The sequence below is a fragment of the Myxococcus hansupus genome (assembly GCF_000280925.3).
Lineage (GTDB): Bacteria > Myxococcota > Myxococcia > Myxococcales > Myxococcaceae > Myxococcus > Myxococcus hansupus.
In genome coordinates this window covers 6,078,298-6,097,209 of sequence record NZ_CP012109.1, presented here as the reverse complement: position 1 = coordinate 6,097,209, position 18,912 = coordinate 6,078,298, and the positions used below count along the sequence as shown (strand labels likewise).

14 protein-coding genes are annotated in these 18,912 nt (G+C 69.9%); 9 read left to right on the top strand and 5 right to left on the bottom strand.

The window, feature by feature from the left end; all coding sequences use genetic code 11:
• Positions 1-173 precede the first annotated feature (173 nt).
• The gene (gene pdxR / locus A176_RS23610; RefSeq protein ID WP_002636397.1) at positions 174-1,694 is read right to left on the bottom strand and encodes a MocR-like pyridoxine biosynthesis transcription factor PdxR; all 1,521 of its coding nucleotides are present in this window, start codon (positions 1,692-1,694) and stop codon (positions 174-176) included.
• A gap of 91 nt (positions 1,695-1,785) precedes the next feature.
• Between pdxR and A176_RS23605 the strand changes: the two genes are divergently transcribed.
• From A176_RS23605 to A176_RS23590, 4 genes are all read left to right on the top strand, one after another.
• Entirely contained in the window at positions 1,786-2,529 is a 744-nt protein-coding gene (locus tag A176_RS23605; protein ID WP_021781503.1) for an NIPSNAP family protein, read from the top strand.
• Between the two features lie 26 nt (positions 2,530-2,555).
• Entirely contained in the window at positions 2,556-3,041 is a 486-nt protein-coding gene (locus tag A176_RS23600; protein WP_002636395.1) for a hypothetical protein, read from the top strand.
• A 31-nt stretch (positions 3,042-3,072) separates the two neighbouring features.
• Positions 3,073-4,302, top strand: a complete 1,230-nt coding sequence (locus A176_RS23595; protein ID WP_002636394.1) for a hypothetical protein — start codon at positions 3,073-3,075, stop codon at positions 4,300-4,302.
• 158 nt (positions 4,303-4,460) lie between these two features.
• A complete protein-coding gene (locus A176_RS23590; RefSeq protein WP_044890729.1) occupies positions 4,461-7,130 on the top strand; it encodes a DEAD/DEAH box helicase in 2,670 nt (889 codons plus the stop codon).
• 120 nt (positions 7,131-7,250) lie between these two features.
• On the opposite strand, the gene A176_RS23585 is transcribed toward A176_RS23590, so the two are convergent.
• Positions 7,251-7,802, bottom strand: a complete 552-nt coding sequence (locus tag A176_RS23585) for a hypothetical protein (RefSeq protein WP_002636392.1) — start codon at positions 7,800-7,802, stop codon at positions 7,251-7,253.
• Between the two features lie 334 nt (positions 7,803-8,136).
• Here A176_RS23585 and A176_RS23580 point away from each other — a divergent pair, with 334 nt between their 5' ends.
• Genes A176_RS23580 through A176_RS38775 form a run of 5 tightly spaced genes read left to right on the top strand, consistent with a single transcriptional unit; the run spans position 8,137 to position 14,689 of the window.
• Positions 8,137-9,402 (top strand): cysteine desulfurase family protein, encoded by a 1,266-nt coding sequence (locus tag A176_RS23580; RefSeq protein WP_002636391.1) that lies wholly within the window; start codon positions 8,137-8,139, stop codon positions 9,400-9,402.
• Entirely contained in the window at positions 9,399-10,565 is a 1,167-nt protein-coding gene (locus tag A176_RS23575; RefSeq protein WP_002636390.1) for an HIT family protein, read from the top strand. The genes A176_RS23580 and A176_RS23575 overlap by 4 nt, the downstream gene beginning before the upstream one ends.
• Positions 10,566-10,596: 31 nt before the next feature.
• Complete coding sequence (locus A176_RS23570) at positions 10,597-11,838, top strand: MFS transporter (RefSeq protein WP_002636389.1); 1,242 nt, start codon at positions 10,597-10,599, stop codon at positions 11,836-11,838.
• Positions 11,835-14,396 (top strand): hypothetical protein, encoded by a 2,562-nt coding sequence (locus A176_RS23565; RefSeq protein WP_144429590.1) that lies wholly within the window; start codon positions 11,835-11,837, stop codon positions 14,394-14,396. The genes A176_RS23570 and A176_RS23565 overlap by 4 nt, the downstream gene beginning before the upstream one ends.
• Positions 14,372-14,689, top strand: a complete 318-nt coding sequence (locus A176_RS38775) for a hypothetical protein (protein WP_158513099.1) — start codon at positions 14,372-14,374, stop codon at positions 14,687-14,689. The genes A176_RS23565 and A176_RS38775 overlap by 25 nt, the downstream gene beginning before the upstream one ends.
• Before the next feature lie 30 nt (positions 14,690-14,719).
• Here the strand turns inward: A176_RS38775 and A176_RS23555 are convergent, their stop codons facing one another.
• The 3 genes from A176_RS23555 to A176_RS41255 are packed head-to-tail and all read right to left on the bottom strand — an operon-like array spanning position 14,720 to position 18,827.
• Positions 14,720-15,478: a hypothetical protein gene (locus A176_RS23555; protein WP_049872364.1), complete on the bottom strand. Its 759-nt coding sequence runs from the start codon at positions 15,476-15,478 to the stop codon at positions 14,720-14,722.
• Positions 15,475-17,418 (bottom strand): serine/threonine-protein kinase, encoded by a 1,944-nt coding sequence (locus tag A176_RS23550; RefSeq protein WP_193409874.1) that lies wholly within the window; start codon positions 17,416-17,418, stop codon positions 15,475-15,477. The genes A176_RS23555 and A176_RS23550 overlap by 4 nt, the downstream gene beginning before the upstream one ends.
• 53 nt (positions 17,419-17,471) lie before the next feature.
• Positions 17,472-18,827 carry a DUF7107 domain-containing protein gene (locus A176_RS41255; protein ID WP_420811439.1) on the bottom strand — a complete coding sequence of 452 codons (1,356 nt, stop codon included), beginning with the start codon at positions 18,825-18,827 and terminating at the stop codon, positions 17,472-17,474.
• Between the last annotated feature and the right edge of the window lie 85 nt (positions 18,828-18,912).

Sequence of the window (18,912 nt, the reverse complement as noted above, 5' to 3'; positions counted from 1 at the left end):
AACGCGGCGAGACAGGCAGCGTGCAAGGTGGGCGACGTCCAGGCACGACCACCAGTGCATGGCGTGCGGGTCTTCTGACGCACGAGACCACTGGGGCGCCGTTTCACGGAGGGAGGTGCACCGAAGCGTGTTGGGGGACGGAACACCAGAAAACAGCGTGGACCGCGTTAGGCTTAAGGGCGTCTTGCCATGGGGCGTATCGTGCCGAATTCTCGTGCCGCCTCCAGCGCGCGGGCCAGTGTCCGCGTCCCTTCACGGAGCGCCTCTGGCCGCACGCACCCGAATCCAAAGACAAGGCCTCCCTCACGGTGTCGGCCGGAGGCGTAGTCGGACAGCGCGGCCACCTCGACCCCTCGGCGGGCTGCTTCGTCGCGGACCCGCTGGTCGGACAGGGGCGCTGCGAGTGACGCGGTGAGCTGCATGCCGGTGTCACAGGCGCGGGGCGTCAGCGCTCCAGCGCAATCCGCTCGAAGGGCTTCGAGCAAGGCTTCGCCGCGCTCCCTGTAGGCCACCCGCATCCTGCGCAAGTGCCGCGCGAAGTGGCCCTCCTCGATGAACACCGCCAATGCCGCCTGCTCCAGGGCGGAGGCAGGTGCGGGAAAGGCCGCTCGGGCCGCGGCGAAGGCATCCACCAGGGGCGGAGGCGCGACGAAGAAGCCCAGCCGCAGGCCAGGGAACATCGACTTGCTGAACGTGCCGACGTAGACGACGCAGCCCGTTTCATCCAGCCCCTGCAACGCGGTGAGGGGACGACCCCGGTGACGGAACTCGCTGTCGTAGTCGTCTTCAATGATGACCGACCGCGTGCGCTCCGCCCACTTCAGCAGCGCCATTCGCCGGGCCAGGCTCAACGTGGCACCCAGCGGATACTGATGCGAGGGTGCGACCACCGCTCCGCGTGCACGGGGTGCCCGAGCGACGCCCGCGCCCACGTCGAGCCCGTCCGCATCCACGGGCACGGGCACCGGAAGGCCCCCCGCGGCAAGCACCGCGCGACGGACCCCGGGGTAGCCCGGGTCTTCCACCCAGACCGCGTCTCCCGGGTCGAGCGAGAGCCCGAGGATTTCGTCGAACGCCTGCTGCGTCCCCGAGGTCACGAAGACCTGCTCGGCGGTACACCGGACCCCACGCGACGCGGACACGTGGTTGGCGATGGCTTCGCGCAAGGGCGCATGTCCCAGTGGGTCGCCCCCATCCAGCAGCCCGGTACTCGCGCGCGTGTGGACGCGCATCACCGTGCGACCCCACAACGCGGCCGGAAACAAATCGAGCGCGGGGACGCCCGGGCGAAAGGCACGGGGCGCCGCGCCCAACCGGGGCGCACCCACTGGCGCGGCCTTCCGGGCCCGAGCCGAACGGGCAAGCCGGGGGCCTCGGGACTTGTGTGCAGCGTGACTCCGAGGCCGGTCCTCGGGCGCGATGGGCAGCTCGGGCGCGACGCGGGTCGAGGCGCCGGCTCGGGTCACGATGTAGCCCTCGGCGGCGAGCGCATCCAGCGCCTGGAGGACGGTGCTTCGGGCCACATCCAGCTCCGTGGCGAGCTGGCGAGACGAGGGGAGTCGCCATCCGGGCGCCAGCTCTCCGCGGAGGATGCGCAGGCGGACGCCCTCGAAAATCTGCTCGTGGAGCGGCGTGGAGATTCGCGGGTCCAGCCGGAGCAGCAGCGAGGTGACGACGCCGGAAGAAGTCTTCAACTGGTAGGGCCCATTCGAACCGAAGTGGTCTTCATGACCCTACCAGTTTGCTGGCAAGGATGGCTTCCGCCCCGAACCCCGGAAGCCCCCCATGTCATCCGTGCCGACCCCATGTTGTTCGGTCCTCGAGCTTCGCCAGTACACCCTGCGGCCTGGCCAGCGAGACGCCCTCATCGCGCTCTTCGACCAGCACTTCGTGGAGTCTCAGGAAGCGGCGGGGATGCACATCGTCGGGCAGTTCCGCGATGAGGACCGGACAGACAGGTTCGTGTGGCTGCGCGGGTTCCCGGACATGTCATCCCGGCGTGCGGCGCTGGGCGCCTTTTACGGAGGGCCCGTGTGGAAGGCGCACCGTGAGGCGGCGAACGCGACGATGCAGGACTCCGACAATGTCCTGCTGTTGCGCCCGGTGCGTGCGGACACAGGGCTCGAACATCCGGGCTCGCCCAGGCCACATGGAGACGCGGCCATCCTTCCCACCTCACGGGTGGAGGTGACGCTCGCTTTCCTGAAGGCCCCCGCCGATGCTCGTCTCCACGGGTTCTTTGAACAGCGTCTGCGGCCTGTCCTCAGGGACCTGGGCGCAGCGCCTCAAGGTCTGTTCCAGACCGAGCCCGCGGAGAACACCTTCCCGGCCCTGCCCGTGCGAACGGGGGAGCACGTCCTGGCGTGGCTCACCGTGTTCCCCTCCGCGGAACGCCACCAGTCGCACCGCGAGCAACGGGCCCGGTCGACCGCCTGGACGGAGCAAGTGCTGCCCGGGCTCGCCCCCGCGTTGTGCGCTCCGCTCGAACATTTGACGCTGGTTCCCACCCTCCGCTCGCAGCTCCGCTGAGCCATCACCTGAAAGGACTCTTCCCCATGAAGCCTCTTCCTCCGGCGCCCACTGGCGATGTGCACGACTTCGACTTCTTCCTGGGCGAATGGACCTGCCACAACCGACGTCTCAAGAAGCGCCTGGCTGGCAGTGACGAGTGGGACCGCTTTTCCTCGAAGGCGAATTGCCGGCGGCTTCTGGGCGGCGTGGCCAATGTCGAAGAAGCTGAGTTCGAGCGCGGCTTCTCCGGCGTGGCGCTGCGGCTGTTCGACTTGCAGCAGCGCCGCTGGTCCATCTACTGGGTCGACAGTCGCGGGGCCACCTTGCAGCCTCCCGTACACGGAGGCTTCACGGGAGACCAGGGCGTCTTCTACGGGGAGGACACCGACGACGGCCGCCCGGTTCAGGTCCAGTTCCGGTGGACGCGGCAAGGGACGGACCGCGCACGGTGGGAGCAGGCCTTTTCTCTGGATGGCGAGACCTGGGAGACGAATTGGGTGATGGAGTTCACCCGGACGCACGGAGTGTGAATACAAAAACCAGGTCTCCGTCTTCACGTGCATGCACGACACCTTGAGGCGCGCGGCGCTGACCGCGCTGCTGGCCGCGTCCGCGACGGCGTGGGCCGACCCCGTTCCGTCAACCGACCCCGTTGTTTCCCCTGTCCCCCTCTTGGCGCTGTCCGAGGGGAAGCTCATGTACGTCGACCCGGAAGGTGCTCGCGCCATCGTGGAGTGCGAGCAGTTCCGCGAGTTCCGCATGCTCGGTGGCCCCGAGAAGGGCGTCCTCAAGCGGGAGGCCAAGCCCTGTACGCTGTGGAACCTCGTGGTTCATCCCTCCACGGGGCGTTGGGCGATGACGGCTCACATCAGTAGCAGTCAGTTCGGGAACAAGATGACCCACGTGAGGTTGTCGGGCCGGGACATTCCCACACCCAGAATCACGCCGGGAGGGGTGAACAAGAGCGGCGACTTCATCATCATGGGGGACCTCGACGGCATCATCGGCGTCACCACGGGAAGGCCGGAAGCGTGGACCGACAACGGCATCTTCCGCACCCAGAGCCCCCAGCAGTTCACCCAGGACGGCGCTCGCGTGCTCGTCCATACCGGTGACCACAGCTATCTCGAATGGTGGAGCTGGAGCTTCGGCCCGCGGTCCCAAGGCATCCGCGTGCTCGACCGCAACCTCCAGGACTCCGCGGGCGTCTTTCCGGTGAAGGGGGAATCACGCGCGGTGCTGCGTCAGAAGAACGGGAGCGTGCGCATCGCCACGCTGGAGCCCACGGGCACCAAGCCTTGGAAGATTGGCCCACCGCTGAAGAACGTGCCGCGCAAGGGCATGCTGGTGCCGTTCCTGGTCGGCGACACGGTGTACTACTACCGTGAGGGCTTCTTCGACGAGAACCGCGCGTGCGATGAGTCGAAGCCCGGAACGTATCGTCGCCTCAATCTCCGCACCGGTGAGGAGCGCGTCTGGCGGACGCATGACACCTGGTGCAGCACGGGCGAGTTCGAGGGGTTGAACTCGAAGCGACGCACGCTGTATTTCATCGAGGGAAACACCGTCGCCGGCACCGCTCGCATGTACGAGTACTCACTCGACAGCGACGAGGTTCGCGAACTCGAGATCGAAGCCGTCAGCGATGTGCTCGACATCAGCGAGGATGGGGGCACGCTCCTCGTGCGCGCCGGCCAGTTGTTCCTGGCATACAACGTCGACACCGGCGAGGTGGCTCGGGTGGACCTGCGCGAAGTCAGGGGCGCGGGGGTGCTCAACCTCCGGGAATGACATGGACCGTGCGCCACGGCGCGCAGGGGGCAGGACAGCGGTTCAACCGGAAGCCACCTCCCGGGCCAGGCCTCGTACGGAGGCCTGGCTCCCCACGGCGGGGCTCGCGCGGGCGAATCGCTTCCCCTGGACACCGTCCGTGCGTATCACTGGCCTCCGTGCGTACGCCCACCGACCGATACCTGCCGCCGCGCCCCGGCGATTCCTCCTCCGTCACGCCTCCTCGGGGGCGGGTGGTGGTCATCGCGCCCACGCGCGCCGCGTGTGAAACCATCGAGCTGGCGGTGGGGCTGGAGCTGCGCACCTACCTGGAAGAACACCACGGCGAGCGCCTCCGCGAGCTGGCCCGGAGCGGGCAGGGGTTCGGCATCGTCGCGGGCACGGGCACTGGCAAGACGCTCGCCATCCGGCCCATCGCGGAGGAAATCGTGGGCCGGCGGCCCCTGCGGGTGGCGGTGGTCAACCGCGAGCGGGAGGCCACCGCGGAGACGCCGCTGGCGGACGTCGTCATCGTCACCACGGGGATCGCGCGGCGCTGGTTCCAGGTGGGCGCCATTCAGCGCGAGGACACGCTCATCGTCGATGAGATTCACCAGACCTCCGCCGAGCTGGAGCTGTGTCTGGCCCTGGGCAAGCGCGTGGGCTGCCGCTTCATCTGGCTGTCCGCCACCGTGGACCCGGCTTTCTACGCGCGCTACCTGGACAGCGCGGACGTGCTCCAGGTGACCTCCTTCGACCCGAGGAAGGCGGCCCAGGTGGAGGTGGCGCGCCGTCAGCCGTTGTCCTTCCTCGACGATGACTTCCTGGAGGACGTGCAGCAGCAGGGACGCGGCGTGGGCGTGTTCCTGGCCACGCGCGCGGGTGTGGAGGAGGCGGCGGCCCACGTCCGCGCGTCCGCGCCGGAGGTCCACGCGGCGCACTACCACGGCGGCGAACCGCTGCGCGCCATCCGCCCCTTCCTGGAGGGCACGGCGCCTCGGCCCTTCGTGCTCGCGATGACGGCGGCGGGGCAGAGCGCGCTCAACGTGCCGGGACTGGACACGGTCGTCATCGATGACATGCGCTTCACGAACCTGGTGGAGCGCGGCCGAAACGTCCTCACCCGCGTCCACCTGGGCAACAACGAGCTCTTGCAGATGGCGGGGCGCGTGCACGGGCGGGTGGAGGGCGGGCGTGTCTTCATCCTGAGCGACCGCCCGCTGCACTTCGCTTCGCTTCGGCCCACCGAGCCCGAGTTCCAACTCGCGGGCGAGCCGGAGCGGGTGGCGCTCACCGCCGCGGCCCTGGGCGTGCGGGCGGACGAGCTGGACCTGCCCGTGCCGCTGGACCGCAATGCCTATCGCCGGGCGCTCGCGAAGCTGCAGGCGCGCAACATCGTGGACGCGGAAGGGCGGCTGTCCGACTACGGCCGCGCGGTGGAGTCCCTGCCCGTGGAGCGTCCGTGGGCGGAGCTCATCGTCAACGGGGAGGACGCCTTGCTGCCGGTGCTCGCGGTGTGCAGCTCGGTGGATTCCCTGCACCGGATGACGCGCGAGGAGCGGAACCTGGAGGGGCTGCTCGTCACGGGCAGCGACCACCTGACCGCGTACAACCTCTACGCCGATGCCTTCCGTGAAGCGGGCTCGGTGGGGGAGGTGCAGGGGTTGCCGCGCCACGTCTTTGACGCGGAGAAGCTCGTGGCCTGGGCGGAGGTCCGTGGGGTGCTGGTGAAGGCCCTGGAGGACGCGGCGCTCGCGATGGCGAGCGTGTACCGGAGCGTGGGGCTGGCGCTGCCCGCGCGCATGCCCTACGCGGACTCACGGGTCCATCGGCGGTTCTGCGACCTGCTCGCGCGCTACATGCCCTTCGACCTGGTCCTCGACGAACGCACCGCCTGGGGCGAGGTCGCGCGCGTGTCGAAGACGAGCGTGTGCGGCAACCTGGGCGCGGTGGCGGGCACCCTGCGCTACTTCGCTGACCGCAATGGTGACTCGCAAGCGGGTATCGAAGGCACCCACCTGCCGCAATCCCTGCTGCGTCGCTACGCCGGGCGCCACTCGGCGGCGCCCGCTTACGACGCGCGCTTTCGTTCCATCGTGCTCGAGACGCGGGTGGACTTCTTCGGCTTCGAGCTCGAACGAGAGTTCGAGGTGCTGCGCGCTTGGGGGCCGGAGCTCGCCCAGGCGGTCCGGCATGCGCTCGCCGAGGCGCTGGCGCAGGGCGAGGCACCCCATCCCGCCGTGGACCGTCACCGCGTCGCCATCGCCCAGGTGCGCGAGTTGTGGCGACGCTCGGGCGGGGCCACCGCGCCGCTGGGACTCCCGGAGCTGACCGCGCTCTACGAGGCGCAACTGGACGGGGTGGACACGCTCGATGATTTCAAGGCGCGCCCGCTGCGGCTCGACTTGGACGCGCTCGTGCCGCCCGCGACACGTCAGGCGCTCCTGGCACTCCCGGACGCTGTATTGGTGCGGGAGCAGGCGGTTCCACTCGAGTACGACGTGGAGGTGCTGCAGGACGGAGCCCCGCGAGGCGTGGTGCGGCTGCAGCTCCCAGAGAAGCTCGCGCGCACCTTGGTGGAGGAGGAGTTGCCGGCGTTCGACCGGCCTCCGCGCTTCAGCGTGGCTCGGGGCCGGCGGGGCGTGGTCGAGGCTCGCTCGCTCCTTGAGCTTCAGGAGTTGCTCGACCGGCCCTGGATGCCGGACGAGATTGCCGAGGCCACCCGTGAGCGTCCGCTCCCTCGGCAGGACCGGGAGCGTGGCGCGCCCAGGCCTGGCGGAAACCGGGGCCATCAAGGCAAGGCACCCCGGAATGGAAGACGGCCAGGGCGCGGCGGACGGCGGCGTTGACGTGCCGAGCGGGCAGGGCGCTCACCACGCAGCTCGCTTCAGGGTCGTGACCTGGCCCTGAAGCCCACCGGCATCATGCGCGCTGCGCGGTGGTGGCCACCGCCCGCCCATCCGCTCCCTTCACTCTGGCGGCAGGATGGGCGACTCGCCGTAGGTCCGCCCCGTCTGGTCGCCGAACCAGAACCCGCGGTACGCGAGGCCATTCTGGCTGCCGCTCGAGTCGAGGAACACGTCAACGGGCGTACCCTCGGTGTCGTGGGCTTCGAACTGGGCGTAGTCGTTGTCGAGCCCCACACCCGCCTTCACCTTCTGCACCCGCGCCTCACCGACCGGCACCTCGAGCTTGCCCTTCACCTCGTTGACGGCGGGTCCGTTCGGATCGAAGACGAGGTGGAACTGGCCGTGGAAGCCCTTGGGCACGGTGAAGTGCACCGGCTTCGCGGTTCGAGCGGCCCACCACGTGGAGGTCAGGTCGTCGAACACCACGGCGAACAGTCCGACTCCGCCCACCACCACCAGCAGGACGCCGACGCCGACCGCCGCGAGCATCGAGAGGTTGAAGAGCTTCTTGATGAGCAGGGCGGCGCCGAATCCGACGGCGCCTCCCACCACCAACAACAGCAACATGCCGAGCCCTACCCCCAGGGCCATTCCACTGTCCGGACCGTTCACGTCGTTCGACTCCTCACCTCATGGGCGCCTCTACCGCCGCCACATCCTAGCCGGTGTTTCGACATCCAGGCAGGGCTGGCACGGCGTTACGGGCTGTCCGTGTCTGATGTTTTGAGGGTGGGGCGGATGGCCCTCTGCGTCGAGCCGCCCAGTGGGTTTTGAAAATTCCAGTGCATCACCGAGAGGCATTGCCAAACTACCGCATTGCGTCTCAAAAGACTGACGCGGGTGGTCAGTCAGGGATTTGGAGTTTTCAAAGTCTTTGCTGTATCTCTTTGCGGGCAGGCACGGGTCAGACACATTCATTGCGATTTGCGTCCCGGGGGGGAGCATCATGGAGCCAGGCAGGGCCTCAACCCAGCTTTCGGCCACCGACGCGCGCGCGCCAGCGCGAGTCCGTGGCCCCATCTATCTGGATCACCATGCGACAACGCCCTGCGATCCACGCGTGGCGGAGGCGATGCTGCCGTATCTGGTCGAGCGTTTCGGCAACTCCGGCAGCCGGCTGCATGCCTATGGCTGGGAAGCCGAGGGGGCGGTGGACATCGCACGCGCGCGGGTCGCGGAACTCCTGTGCGCGGAGCGCGATGAGGTGGTCTTCACCAGCGGCGCCACGGAGAGCAACAACCTGGCGTTGCTGGGCGTCTTCCAGGCGAGCCGGCAGGCCCGCCGTCACGTGGTGACCACGGCCATCGAGCACAAGTCGGTGCTGGAGCCGGTACGTTGGTTGGAGCGGCAGGGGTGTGAGGTGACGGTGCTGCGCGTGCCTCGTGATGGGCGCGTGCGCGAGGAGCACGTCCGGGCCGTGCTGCGGCCCCACACGCTCCTGGTCAGTGTGATGCACGCCAACAACGAGACGGGCGTCCTCAACGACGTGGCGGCCATTGGCCGGCTGTGCCGCGAGCAGGGGGCGCTCTTTCATACGGACGCGGCCCAGACGTGCGGAAAGATGCCGTTGGACGTGCGCGCCCTCCACGTGGACTTGCTGTCGCTGTCGGGCCACAAGCTCTACGCGCCCAAGGGGATTGGCGCGCTGTACGTGGGGCCCCGTGCCTCGCGGGGGCGGTTGGCCCCGCTGCTGCTCGGAGGCGGGCAGGAGGGTGGCATGCGCGCGGGGACGCTGCCCGTGCATCAATTGGTCGCGCTCGGCTCCGCCTGCGAGTTCGCCATGGCGGAGATGCAAGAGGAGGGCGTCCGCCTGCTGCGATTGCGCACGCGCCTGCTCGACACCTTGCGTGAGCGGCTCCAGGGGCTCCACGTCAACGGCGACCTGGACCACCGGCTGTCCGGCAATCTCAACATCAGCTTCGAGGATGTGGACGGGGAGTTGCTCATCGAGCGGCTTCAGCACCACGTGGCCTTCTCCACGGGCTCGGCCTGCATGTCCACCAGCCTGCGCCCCAGCCACGTGCTGCTCGCGCTGGGCGTGTCGGAGGACCTGGCCAACGCCAGCCTGCGCCTGGGGCTGGGCCGCTTCACCACGCAGGAGGAGGTGGACGCCACCGCTGAGCACATCGTCCGGGCCGTCGAGGAGGCCCGCCTGCCTTCCACACGAGGTAACGCGGCGCCCACTCGCGCCCGTGAAGGAGTCCGGCCGTGAGTGAGTGTCCCTTCTGTCGCATCGCCGGTCATGAGCGGGTGCTGTTCACCCTGCCCGGCGCGCGCGTGCTGTGTGACGCGCGGCCGGCGCTCGTCGGCCACGTCCTGGTGGTGTCCGAGTCGCATGTCCCCTCCGCCGAGGACCTCGACGGCCTGGAGTACCTGCGCCTGCGCCTGGCCCAGCAGGAGGCCGCCGCGCGTGTCCACGCGGTGTTCGGCGAGGTGGGCGTCTACGAGCACGGCCGCTCCGCCATCTGCCGCTTCCACTGCGCGGACCGGGGTGACACCCATGCCCACGCGCACGTGGTCCCTATCTCGTGCGACCTCGTGGAGCGCACGGGCTTCATCTCGAGGCTCGGCACCCGACCGGCCGCGGAGCAGCTCGTGGAGACGGACCGCTATGTGTACCAGGAGTCGGGGCCCCTGCCCGGCGCCACCTGGGGCTTTGGCGGAGGCCACGTGCGCAGGCACTTCGTGCGCTCGGAGCTGCACCGCGTCTTGGAGGAGCGCAACACGCGGTGGGTGCCGCTGGATGCGCCGCCCTCCGAGCACCGCGAGACGAACGAGGAGTCCATCCGGCTGCTGGGCGTTCCCGCGACGCCGGCACGTTCCTGCGTCGTGACGGGGCGCGAGCCGGGTCTCGTCGAAGCGGCCGCCCGGGAGGTCGCCCAGCGCCTGGGCTGGGCGTTGGTGCGGCCCCAGGCATTGTTGAGGCGCGTGGCTCACCACGAAACCCTTTCGCCCGGTCAATTGCTGCCTTCGGTGGTCGCGGCGCTCTCCCGCGCCGTGGAGCGGGGGGCGGTGAGGCCCGGGCTCGACGACTCCGCGGCGGAGTCCGCCTCGCCCGAGCTGCTGGCCCGAGAGGAGCAACTCGCGAGGGACCCTGGTGTCTGGGCGCAACTGGACGGTCTGCTCCAAGCCGTTCTCCGCGCCAGTCCCAGTGTGCTCGCGGACACGCGGCCCGCGGTCGCGCCAAGGGTGCCCGGCGCGGGGCTGGTGGTCCGGTTGTCGGAGGGCGCCGCACGGCCCGCCGGAAGTTCATGGCAGGAGCGGCACGTGGACACCGCGGGGCTGACGCCCGTGCAGGTCGCCGCTTGCGTCGTCCAGGCGTGGGAGCTGCGTCTCGCCGCGACCTCGCCCGAGTCCCTCATCGCCGCTGGCTGAAACCGTCCTTCGACCGCCCCCGGGAGCTTCCGTGTCCTCAATCAGCCCGGCGCCGCTGCTGGCGCCCAACGTGCCACGCTTCTACGCGTACTCCTTGCTGTCCACGCTCAGCTTCTGGTTCCCGGTCGCCATCCTGTACTACCAGGCGTGCGGGCTGACCTACGGCGAGATCATGCTGCTCGTGGTGGTGCAGTCCGTCTTTCAGTTCGCGCTGGAGGTGCCCAGCGGCGTGGTCGCGGACCGCTGGGGCCGCAAGTACGCGCTGCTCATCGCGGCGGTGAGCAAGGTGGTCTTCCTCGCCCTGTTCCTCCTCGGAGACGGCGTGGGCGTCTTCATCCTCGCGTCGGCCGTGTTGGGCATCCACCTGGCCTTCGAGTCGGGGTCGGACTCCGCCTTCCTCTACGACACGCTCAAGTCGCTGGGGCGCGAGGCCGAGTACCGTCAGCACGAAGGGAAGGCGTGGTCCTACCGGTTGGGGAGCATGGGCGTGGGCTCGCTCATCGGCGGGGCGGCGGCGGAGGTGTCGCTGCGGCTGCCCGTGCTGCTCACGTTGCTGGGCTCCGTGGCGGCGCTCGCCGTGGCACTGACGTTCCGCGAGCCACCGCACCATCGCTCCACACGAGACAAGCCCTCGGTGGCGCACATGCGTCACGCGGCGGGCGTGGTGTGGAACAGCGGCTCCATCCGCTACCTCGTCCTCTTCTCCGGCTTCATGGGCGCGGCCATGTTGACGGGCTTCAAGTTCTCGCAGCCGTACATGCACGACGCGGGGGTGGACCTGAAGTTCTTCGGGGCCATCTACTTCGTGTGGATGGTGTCCAGCGCGGTGGCGGCGCGCAACGCGCACCGGTTGGCGAAGTGGCTGGGGGAGTCGCTGGCCCTGCTGACCATCCCCGTGCTGCTGGCGGCGCACTACTTCTTCCTCGCGTGGACGACGAGCCTCGTGGGCGTGGCCATCATCCTCATCAGTCAGGTCACCAGTGGACTGGTTCGGCCGCTGGTCAACGACGCCATCCACCGGGACACACCCTCCTCGCACCGCGCCACGGTGATGTCCTTCGCGGGCTTCTTTCAGAGTCTGGTGCTGATGGCGCTCTCACCGCTGTTCGGTGTGCTGGCGGATCGCCACTCCCTGGCAGCGGCTTTTGGCGCGGAGGGCCTCTTCGTCGTCGTGGCGGGCCTCATCCCGCTGGCGCTGCTCGCATTGCACCGCCCGTCTGCCGTGCCCGCACCGCCCGCCGTCAACGTTGAACCCGGAGCCCCCACCTCATGAGCGAGCCCTCGGTCTCCGCCGCCTCCGTTCCTCCTTCACTCCCACCGCACCTGACCCCGCACGCCACACCGGAGCGCGAGCCCGCGCCGCTCCCTGGCGAAGCCCTGCTGCCTCACGGGCCCGTGGAGGGCTGTTCCTGGTGTGCCATGGGCCCGGGCATCGAGGAGGTCCGCTTGGGCTCGGACGTCTTCGGGGTGGTTCCGCACGGGGCTGACCGAGGAGGACCGCAGCACGTCCTCTTTCCGAGGGCCCCCTGGGGACACCACCTCACGCGGGCCCGGCTCGCCCAGGTGCTGGGCTACGTGGAGGCGCGGCAGGGCACGGCATGGACGGCACGTCTGTCACCCGAGGGCCGCGAGTCCGCTCACTTTCAAGTCCGGTTGGGGCAGGGGGTGGAGCCGCTGCGCGTCTTCGTCAGCACGACGCGGACGCCTCTGGCGTTGCCGGTGCAACGTGGGCACGCCTCGGCCGGATTGGTGCGGGGCTGGCGGCATGGCGCGGTGGTGGTGAAGGGTGACACGGCGGACGCAGTCGGGGAGCTGGCGTGGGACATCCTCGAGCACCTGCTGGTGGAGAACGTGCCTCACGAACTCCTCGCTTGGAACGAGGAGACGGGTGTGGCGCTGGCGGTGCACACCCGCGTGTCGGAGGAGGCCTTGGAGCCGCTCTACCGCCACGCGCTCCGGGGCGCGGCCACGGCGCAACGCCTGGACGGTCAGCGCGTCTTCACCGAGCGTGGGCGCGCGGGGGCAGGGGGCCTGTGGGTGGCCATGGGCGACATCGACAAGCTTCAGTGCCTCAACCGTCTCTACGGCCGCCGTCTCGTGGGCGATGAGAGTCACGGGATGATTCGGCGGCTCTTCGAGCGGCTGGACCTGGTGGCCCAGCGTGATGGTGCGAGCTTCTTCCGCTACCTCTCGGGAGACGAGTTCGGCGTCATTTCTCGCCCGGGCGCCACGGCCGCCGAGTTTGGTCGCACGCTGGCGTCCATGCGTGAGTCCGCGCGGAACCTGACGGACGAACTGGCCGTCCTGCGCGTGACGGGCGTGGATGGGGGGGAGCAGGACGTGGGGGGACTGGCCTCGGTGGCCGCCTGGTTCTCCGAGCCGGAGGGTGGGCTGAAGCTGTTGGTCTGGAAGCGCCCGGAGTTGGACGCCGCGGCGACACGGCACCTCTGGGAGCAGCGGCTTCGGGCACGCCATGGGGAGGGCGTGGACGTGCAGGTCCATTCGTTCCAGGACGGTGCCCTCTGGGCGCCGACGCTGTCCATTGGGGCGACGCCCGTGCCGAAGTCACGTGGCCCCGCGCAGGAGTGTTTCGCCGAGGCCATGGCGCTGGCCACGTCGTTGTGCAAGCGGGCCAAGATGCGCCGCGACTGCATCGTCCTGGTGGAGCATCCACCGGAGGACGTGAAGGCAGGGGAGTCCGACTCGGCCATCCTGAAGCCCGAGGCGAGCTCCCTGCTGCGCTGGCTCCACGCGGATGGCGCTCTGGCCGTGGCGAGGGAACTGCGGGACCCGGTGACGGGGCTCTTGTGTCAGGAGGCGCTGGAGGGCGAGCTGCTCGGGGTGGGGCTGGGACCGGAGGACACGTTCCTCCAGCTCACGGACAGCGCGTACACCTCGGAGCGCTTCGAGGAGCAGGAGCACCGTCCCATCAAGTGGGGACCCGTGCATCGGGGCGTGCGGATGGGCGCGCGCATCATGGCGGTGAATGAGTTCTATGGCTTCGACGCGGGCTCGGAGGCCATCCAACTGGTGGCGGCCGCGGTGCTCCGCCACCTGCGTCCGGGGTGGCGCGAACGGGTGCGCATCGCGAGGGCACCGCCAGACAAGGTTCAGGTGTGGCTCGCCTGTCCCGCGTCCGCCGAGGAGGTGCTGGCGTTTCTGGACGACGTGCAGCGGGAGATGAACGGCGCGCTGCTTCCGGGGCTGTTCGTGAGGCTCAAGGCGGTGCGCATCTCCGGGGCGAACGTGTCGAGGGGGGCGGAGGTGCTCGACATGGTGGACCCGCTGCGTTCGGTGGAGGAGGCGGTGGACGTGCTCGAGTCGCCGAAGGAGCGGCAGGCGCCGGGGATGGGCAACGTGCTCGCCAGCCACGGCATCTCACCGGACGACGCACCCCGGCGCAGGGCCTTCCAGGTCGCCAGCGCTCGCTTCTTGGAGGCGCAGTCACGCGAGTCGGCGGAGGAGCTGCTTCGCGTCTATCAGGGCAGGCTTCCGGGCAAGGTGGAGACGCGTGCGGGCGGCGCGGTGGTGCAGGCCCCTTGGACTGTCGTGATTGGAGGGCGGCACGGCGCGGGGAAGAACACGCTGGCGGAGCGGCTGGCCATCGCGGTGGGTTTGCGCGCGTACAATGTTGGGGACCTCAAGCGACGGATGTCGGCGGTCCGGGGCTTCGACAGCGTGCAGCGCTACGGTACGTCACTCAGTGCCAGTGCCGCGCGGGAGCTGGATGCATTCCTCGACGGTCTTCAAGCGGAACGCATTCTCGCGGGGGCGCACTCACCCACAGCTTCTTCGGACCTTGGGTGGTGTCTCGATGGGAGCCGGAGCTGAAGCGACGAGGTGGCCGCGTCCTGCGGGTGCTGCTCGAATGCCCATTGGAGGAGCGTGCTCGGCGGGTACTTACACGGCACGCCGAGGGCGACGCACCGGGAACAGGGGACGAAGTGCGCGAGCAGCTCGCGGCGCGCGATGTGACCGACCTGGCCAACCTGGCGAAAATCGCGGGCCCCGATGCGGCCGCTGCGCTGCTCGACCCGGGAGGGTATGACCTCGTGGTGGACACTTCGCTGCACTCACCGGACGACATCGCCGCGCGCGTCCTGGAGCGGATGGCTGCTCCATAGGGCCAGGCTCCGTGGGTGGGCCGGGAGAGGTCACGCGCTTGCCCGAAGGCACGAACGAAATGCCCCCCGCTGTTCAATTCGCGGGATGACCGGCTGGGCAGACGTCAACACCGTGCCATCCAGGACGCCATACGCATAGGCCACCGCGAAGGCATAGGCCCCTACCAGGTACGTCACGTTGAGCGTGCGCGCCTTGCCCTCGTCGCGCGCGCTATAGCGGCCGTCTGGCCCGCGCATCGAAAGAGCCGTTCCCAGGGAGATGCCCGCCGTCGCGAGGCCCAGCCCCTGCGTCACCGCCATCACGGTGCCCATCCCCGAGCGCCCGTGCTTGAAGTGCCCCACACCCAGAGGCACCAGGTACCAGGCACGGGTCATTACCGGGGCGTTGGGGGCCGCTTCCGCGCGGAGCGGGGTGGGCGGCGGGAACAGCCGAGGCCGCCGCTCGGCGCGCAGTTCCTCGATGCGTGCCGGGTGCTGGGCGCGCGCTCTCTCGACGAACGCGAGGAAGTCCGGCGGATAGAGCAGCGGGTCCAGCACTGTGCCGCCGTGAACGGCGAGTCCTCGCACCACCTCATCTTCCGCGCGGGCCAGCTCTTCCTGGGCGTGGTAGGTGGCCGCGAGCAACAGGTGCGCCTCCGCTTCCAACACGTCGCCGTCGAGCCGCAGCGGGTAGAGCAGGGACTCCAATTCGGCGCGAGCCTTGGGCAACTCGCCGGATTGGTAGGCGCTGCGCGCCCCGTCGAGCGGGGACGCCGCGAGCATCCACATCATCAACGCAGCGCCCATCATGGCGTCACGTCCAGCGCCACTTCGAGCCGACGACCCGCGACCACATCCACCTCTCGTTGCAAGGGAGGCGCGCCCGCGCGGCGTGCCGTCACCGTGTGTCTCCCATGCTCGACCACCACCGGACCGGAGAGGGGCGCGACGCCCACCTCTCGGCCATCCACGAAGAGCCGTGCACCCGCGGGCGCGCGGATGAGTACCTCCGCTTTGCGTGGCGACAGCACCACGTCGCGCGTCGCCGTCTCTCCTGCGGTCAGCGTCACCACTTGCTCGACCTCGTCACACAAGGGATTGACGAAGCGCAGCCGGTGCGTCCCCGCTGGCAGCGAGATTTCACGAACGCGAGGCGTGTAGCCGTGGCTCGTGCCGTTCACGAACACCTCCGCCCACGGACGCGCTGTCACCTTCATCAGGGCGGGACGCGCGGCCACAGTAGGCGCCGCGTCTGGCCCGGGCGCCGATGCCGTAGGCCCCGATGCCCCTGGAGGCTCGTTTCCCTCGGACCGCCGGGGTGGGGCGGAGGCTGCTGCCCGCTTCGTGGGGTCCAGGACTCCTGAACGCCCACTCGACGCGGATGGCCGGGCTGGCTTCTCCGTGTCACGGGTTGTCGTTTGTTCTGCCGGCGGCAACGTCGCGGCTGACTTGGGTGTCTCACTTCCCTCGGAAGTCGCCGGTGCCCCTGCATCCTCCATCAGGCCAGGGCTCGTGGCGGGGGCAGATGGCTCCGGTGCCGAGGGCGTTGTCGGCCGTTCGCCAGGAGATGCGCCGTCAACGGAGGCCGTCATCCCTGTCGGGAACTCCGTGCCACGCGGCGTCCCTGCGTCTTCGGCGCTTGTGCTCCACCATGCCCAGGCCGTCGCCGCGCAGAGCGCGAGCCCCGCACCCACAGCGCCAGCCTTCCAGCCAGAACGCCTCGGCCGTTCACGCAACAGCGCGACCACCTCGGAGGACGTGGGCTCCAGTGCCAGCGCGGCGTTGAGCACCTTGGCGGCCCGAGCCCCCTCGCCGCGCGCCAGCAGTCCGCGTCCTTCCTCCAGCAGCCGCTCGAAGCGTGCGCGACGCCAGTGGGCTGCACGGGCCACCGGGGCCCTCAGGAACTCCCGTGTCACGTCCGCCGGTGGGCCGGCCTCCCGCTGAAGCAGCGCCTCCAGCGCCGCTGCCAGCTCGGCCCCGTCGCGCGGTCTGTCCCGCGCATCCCTCGCGAGGCACCTGGCAACCAGTGTCGACAGCGGCTCGGGCGTCCCCGGTGCCACCTCCGTCAGCGGCGGCGCGTCCTTGGTCATCACCGCCGCGACCAGGTGCGCCGCGCCCTTGCCCGCGTGCGGCGTGGTGCCCGAGCACAGCTCGTACAGGATGACTCCCACCGCGTACACATCCGAGGCGGGCGAGTACGCGCCCGTGTCGATGCGCTCGGGCGCCATGTACGCCAGGGAGCCCGTTACCGCGCCGGTGCTCGTGAGTCGCTCCTGGTCCTCCAGCGCGGCGAGGCCAAAGTCCGCCAGCTTCAGCGGGCCGCCCTCCGCCACCAACACGTTGTCGGGCTTCACGTCGCGGTGGACGATGCCTCGGGCGTGCGCCGCGGACAGCGCCCGGGCCAGCTCCCAGCCCAGCACCAGCACCGCTTCGGGCGGCACGGGGGAGAGCTTCCCCGCCAGCGCGCGGAGGTCCTCGCCGCGCACCCACTCGCAGACGAGGAATGGGCCATGCGCCTCGTCCTCGCCGTAGTCGTGGACCTCCAGGACATTGGGATGATGGAGCGAGGCGGCCAGTTCGGCTTCACGCCGGAAGCGCTCCGCGCGTCCCGAGCCGCCTCCTGGATGCATCCGCTTCAGTGCCACCGGGCGAGACAGCCGCAGGTCCATTGCCAGGAAGACCGTCGCCATTCCCCCACGCCCCAACTCCCGTTCGAGTCGGTAGCGGCCCGCAAGCACTTCACCCGTCATCACCCGGGCATTCTCCGGGAGCGCGGTCCGGTGAGCAACTCGGCAGATTCCAGCTACAGCCGACAGGCCCTCGTGCTGCCCACCTGTTCGCAGGAGCCTGCCGCCCCTCCAGGGCAGTCCCGGTCCAGCCGGCAGGGCTGCCGGCACCGCAGTGCCGCCCCTGACGTCAGGCAGACGCTACAGGGCGAGCAATCCAGCGAGTTCTCGCAGTCATCTCCCACCGAGGCCGGGGACCCCGAGCACGCCTGCACGCACACCGAGTCTGGAGCGCATTGGTACCCCGCTTCGCAGAGGCCCGAACCTGGGTTGCACCGTTCCTCGCACCGCATCCGCTCCCTGGGGCAGGAGGCGAAGTCGGGGCAATCGAAGGTGTCTCGACACGGCTCTCCGATTCGGGCCCCGACGACACACTGACCATCTGTGCACCGCCGCCCGTCGCGGCACGTGAAGTCCGTCGAGCAGGTCAGCGTGCAGGTCCCACTGACACAGGCCGCCGCGGCGTCTGCGCACTCGCAGGGCCGCGTGCACGCGCCTCCCACCGGCACCGTGCTCGCGCATCCCGCGTCCGGCTGCCCACAACCCGTGCCCGTGCATCCCGCGTCCGGCGACTCGCAGCCCGGGCCTGAGCAGCCCGCGTCCGGCGACTCGCAGCCCGGGCCTGAGCAGCCCGCGTCCGGTGGTTCGCAGCTCGGGCCTGAGCAGCCTGCATCCGGCGATTCGCATTCCAGGCCCGAACATCCTCCGTCCGGTGTTTCGCAGCCGGACCCCGAGCAGCCAGCGTCCGGCGCCTCGCATCCTTCGCCGGAGCACCCTCCATCCGGCGTTTCGCATCCCTGGCCCGTGCAGCCGCCATCGGGCCCTTCGCATTCCGCGCCGGTGCAGCCGCCATCGGGCCCTTCGCATTCCGCGCCGGTGCAGCCGCCATCGGGCCCCTCGCAGCCAGCGCCGGTGCAGCCGCCATCCGGTATCTCGCACCCCGCATCCGTGCAGCCGCCATCCGGCGGCGTTGTCACTGGGACACAGGCCCTCAGGGGGCCGGACGCATTGGGCACCGGCCCACAGCCGTACCCCGGCCGGGTACATGTCTCGCCACACGTCCGAAGGCACTGTCCCAGCTCCGTCGCGCACACGCTTCCCTGGGGGCAGGGCGTCGCCTCGGAGCACGCCAGCAGGCAATACCCGCCCGGAAACCCCGTGCCGCACGTGAGCCCCGGACCGCAGTGGGCCGCCGTGTCACAGGCCGCGCCGATCCGCTCAGGGGTCGCGGGCTCGCAGTCCCCGCGTACGCAGACGAAGTCCTGGGGGCAGTCCCCGGGCTCGTCACAGCGAACTCGGATGTCGAGCGGACAGCCCGGCGCGACGAGCAGCACCAGCGCGGGCAACAACGAGAGCAGGAAGAATCGGCGCATCACCAAGGCCCGGGCGACTCTAGGCGGAGGGGCGCTTCAAGAGCACCCCCCAACAACGAGGGAGGCCCCGTGCCCCCAGAAAGGG

What these genes read in the sequence shown, in the direction of transcription:
- A176_RS23595 (WP_002636394.1), top strand. Translation starts at nt 3,073, where the DNA reads ATGCACGACACCTTGAGGCGCGCGGCGCTGACCGCGCTGCTGGCCGCG.
- A176_RS23605 (WP_021781503.1), top strand. Translation starts at nt 1,786, where the DNA reads ATGTCATCCGTGCCGACCCCATGTTGTTCGGTCCTCGAGCTTCGCCAG.
- A176_RS23565 (WP_144429590.1), top strand. Translation starts at nt 11,835, where the DNA reads ATGAGCGAGCCCTCGGTCTCCGCCGCCTCCGTTCCTCCTTCACTCCCA.
- A176_RS23600 (WP_002636395.1), top strand. Translation starts at nt 2,556, where the DNA reads ATGAAGCCTCTTCCTCCGGCGCCCACTGGCGATGTGCACGACTTCGAC.
- A176_RS23550 (WP_193409874.1), bottom strand. Translation starts at nt 17,418, where the DNA reads ATGACGGGTGAAGTGCTTGCGGGCCGCTACCGACTCGAACGGGAGTTG.
- A176_RS23555 (WP_049872364.1), bottom strand. Translation starts at nt 15,478, where the DNA reads ATGATGGGCGCTGCGTTGATGATGTGGATGCTCGCGGCGTCCCCGCTC.
- A176_RS23580 (WP_002636391.1), top strand. Translation starts at nt 8,137, where the DNA reads ATGGAGCCAGGCAGGGCCTCAACCCAGCTTTCGGCCACCGACGCGCGC.
- A176_RS41255 (WP_420811439.1), bottom strand. Translation starts at nt 18,827, where the DNA reads ATGCGCCGATTCTTCCTGCTCTCGTTGTTGCCCGCGCTGGTGCTGCTC.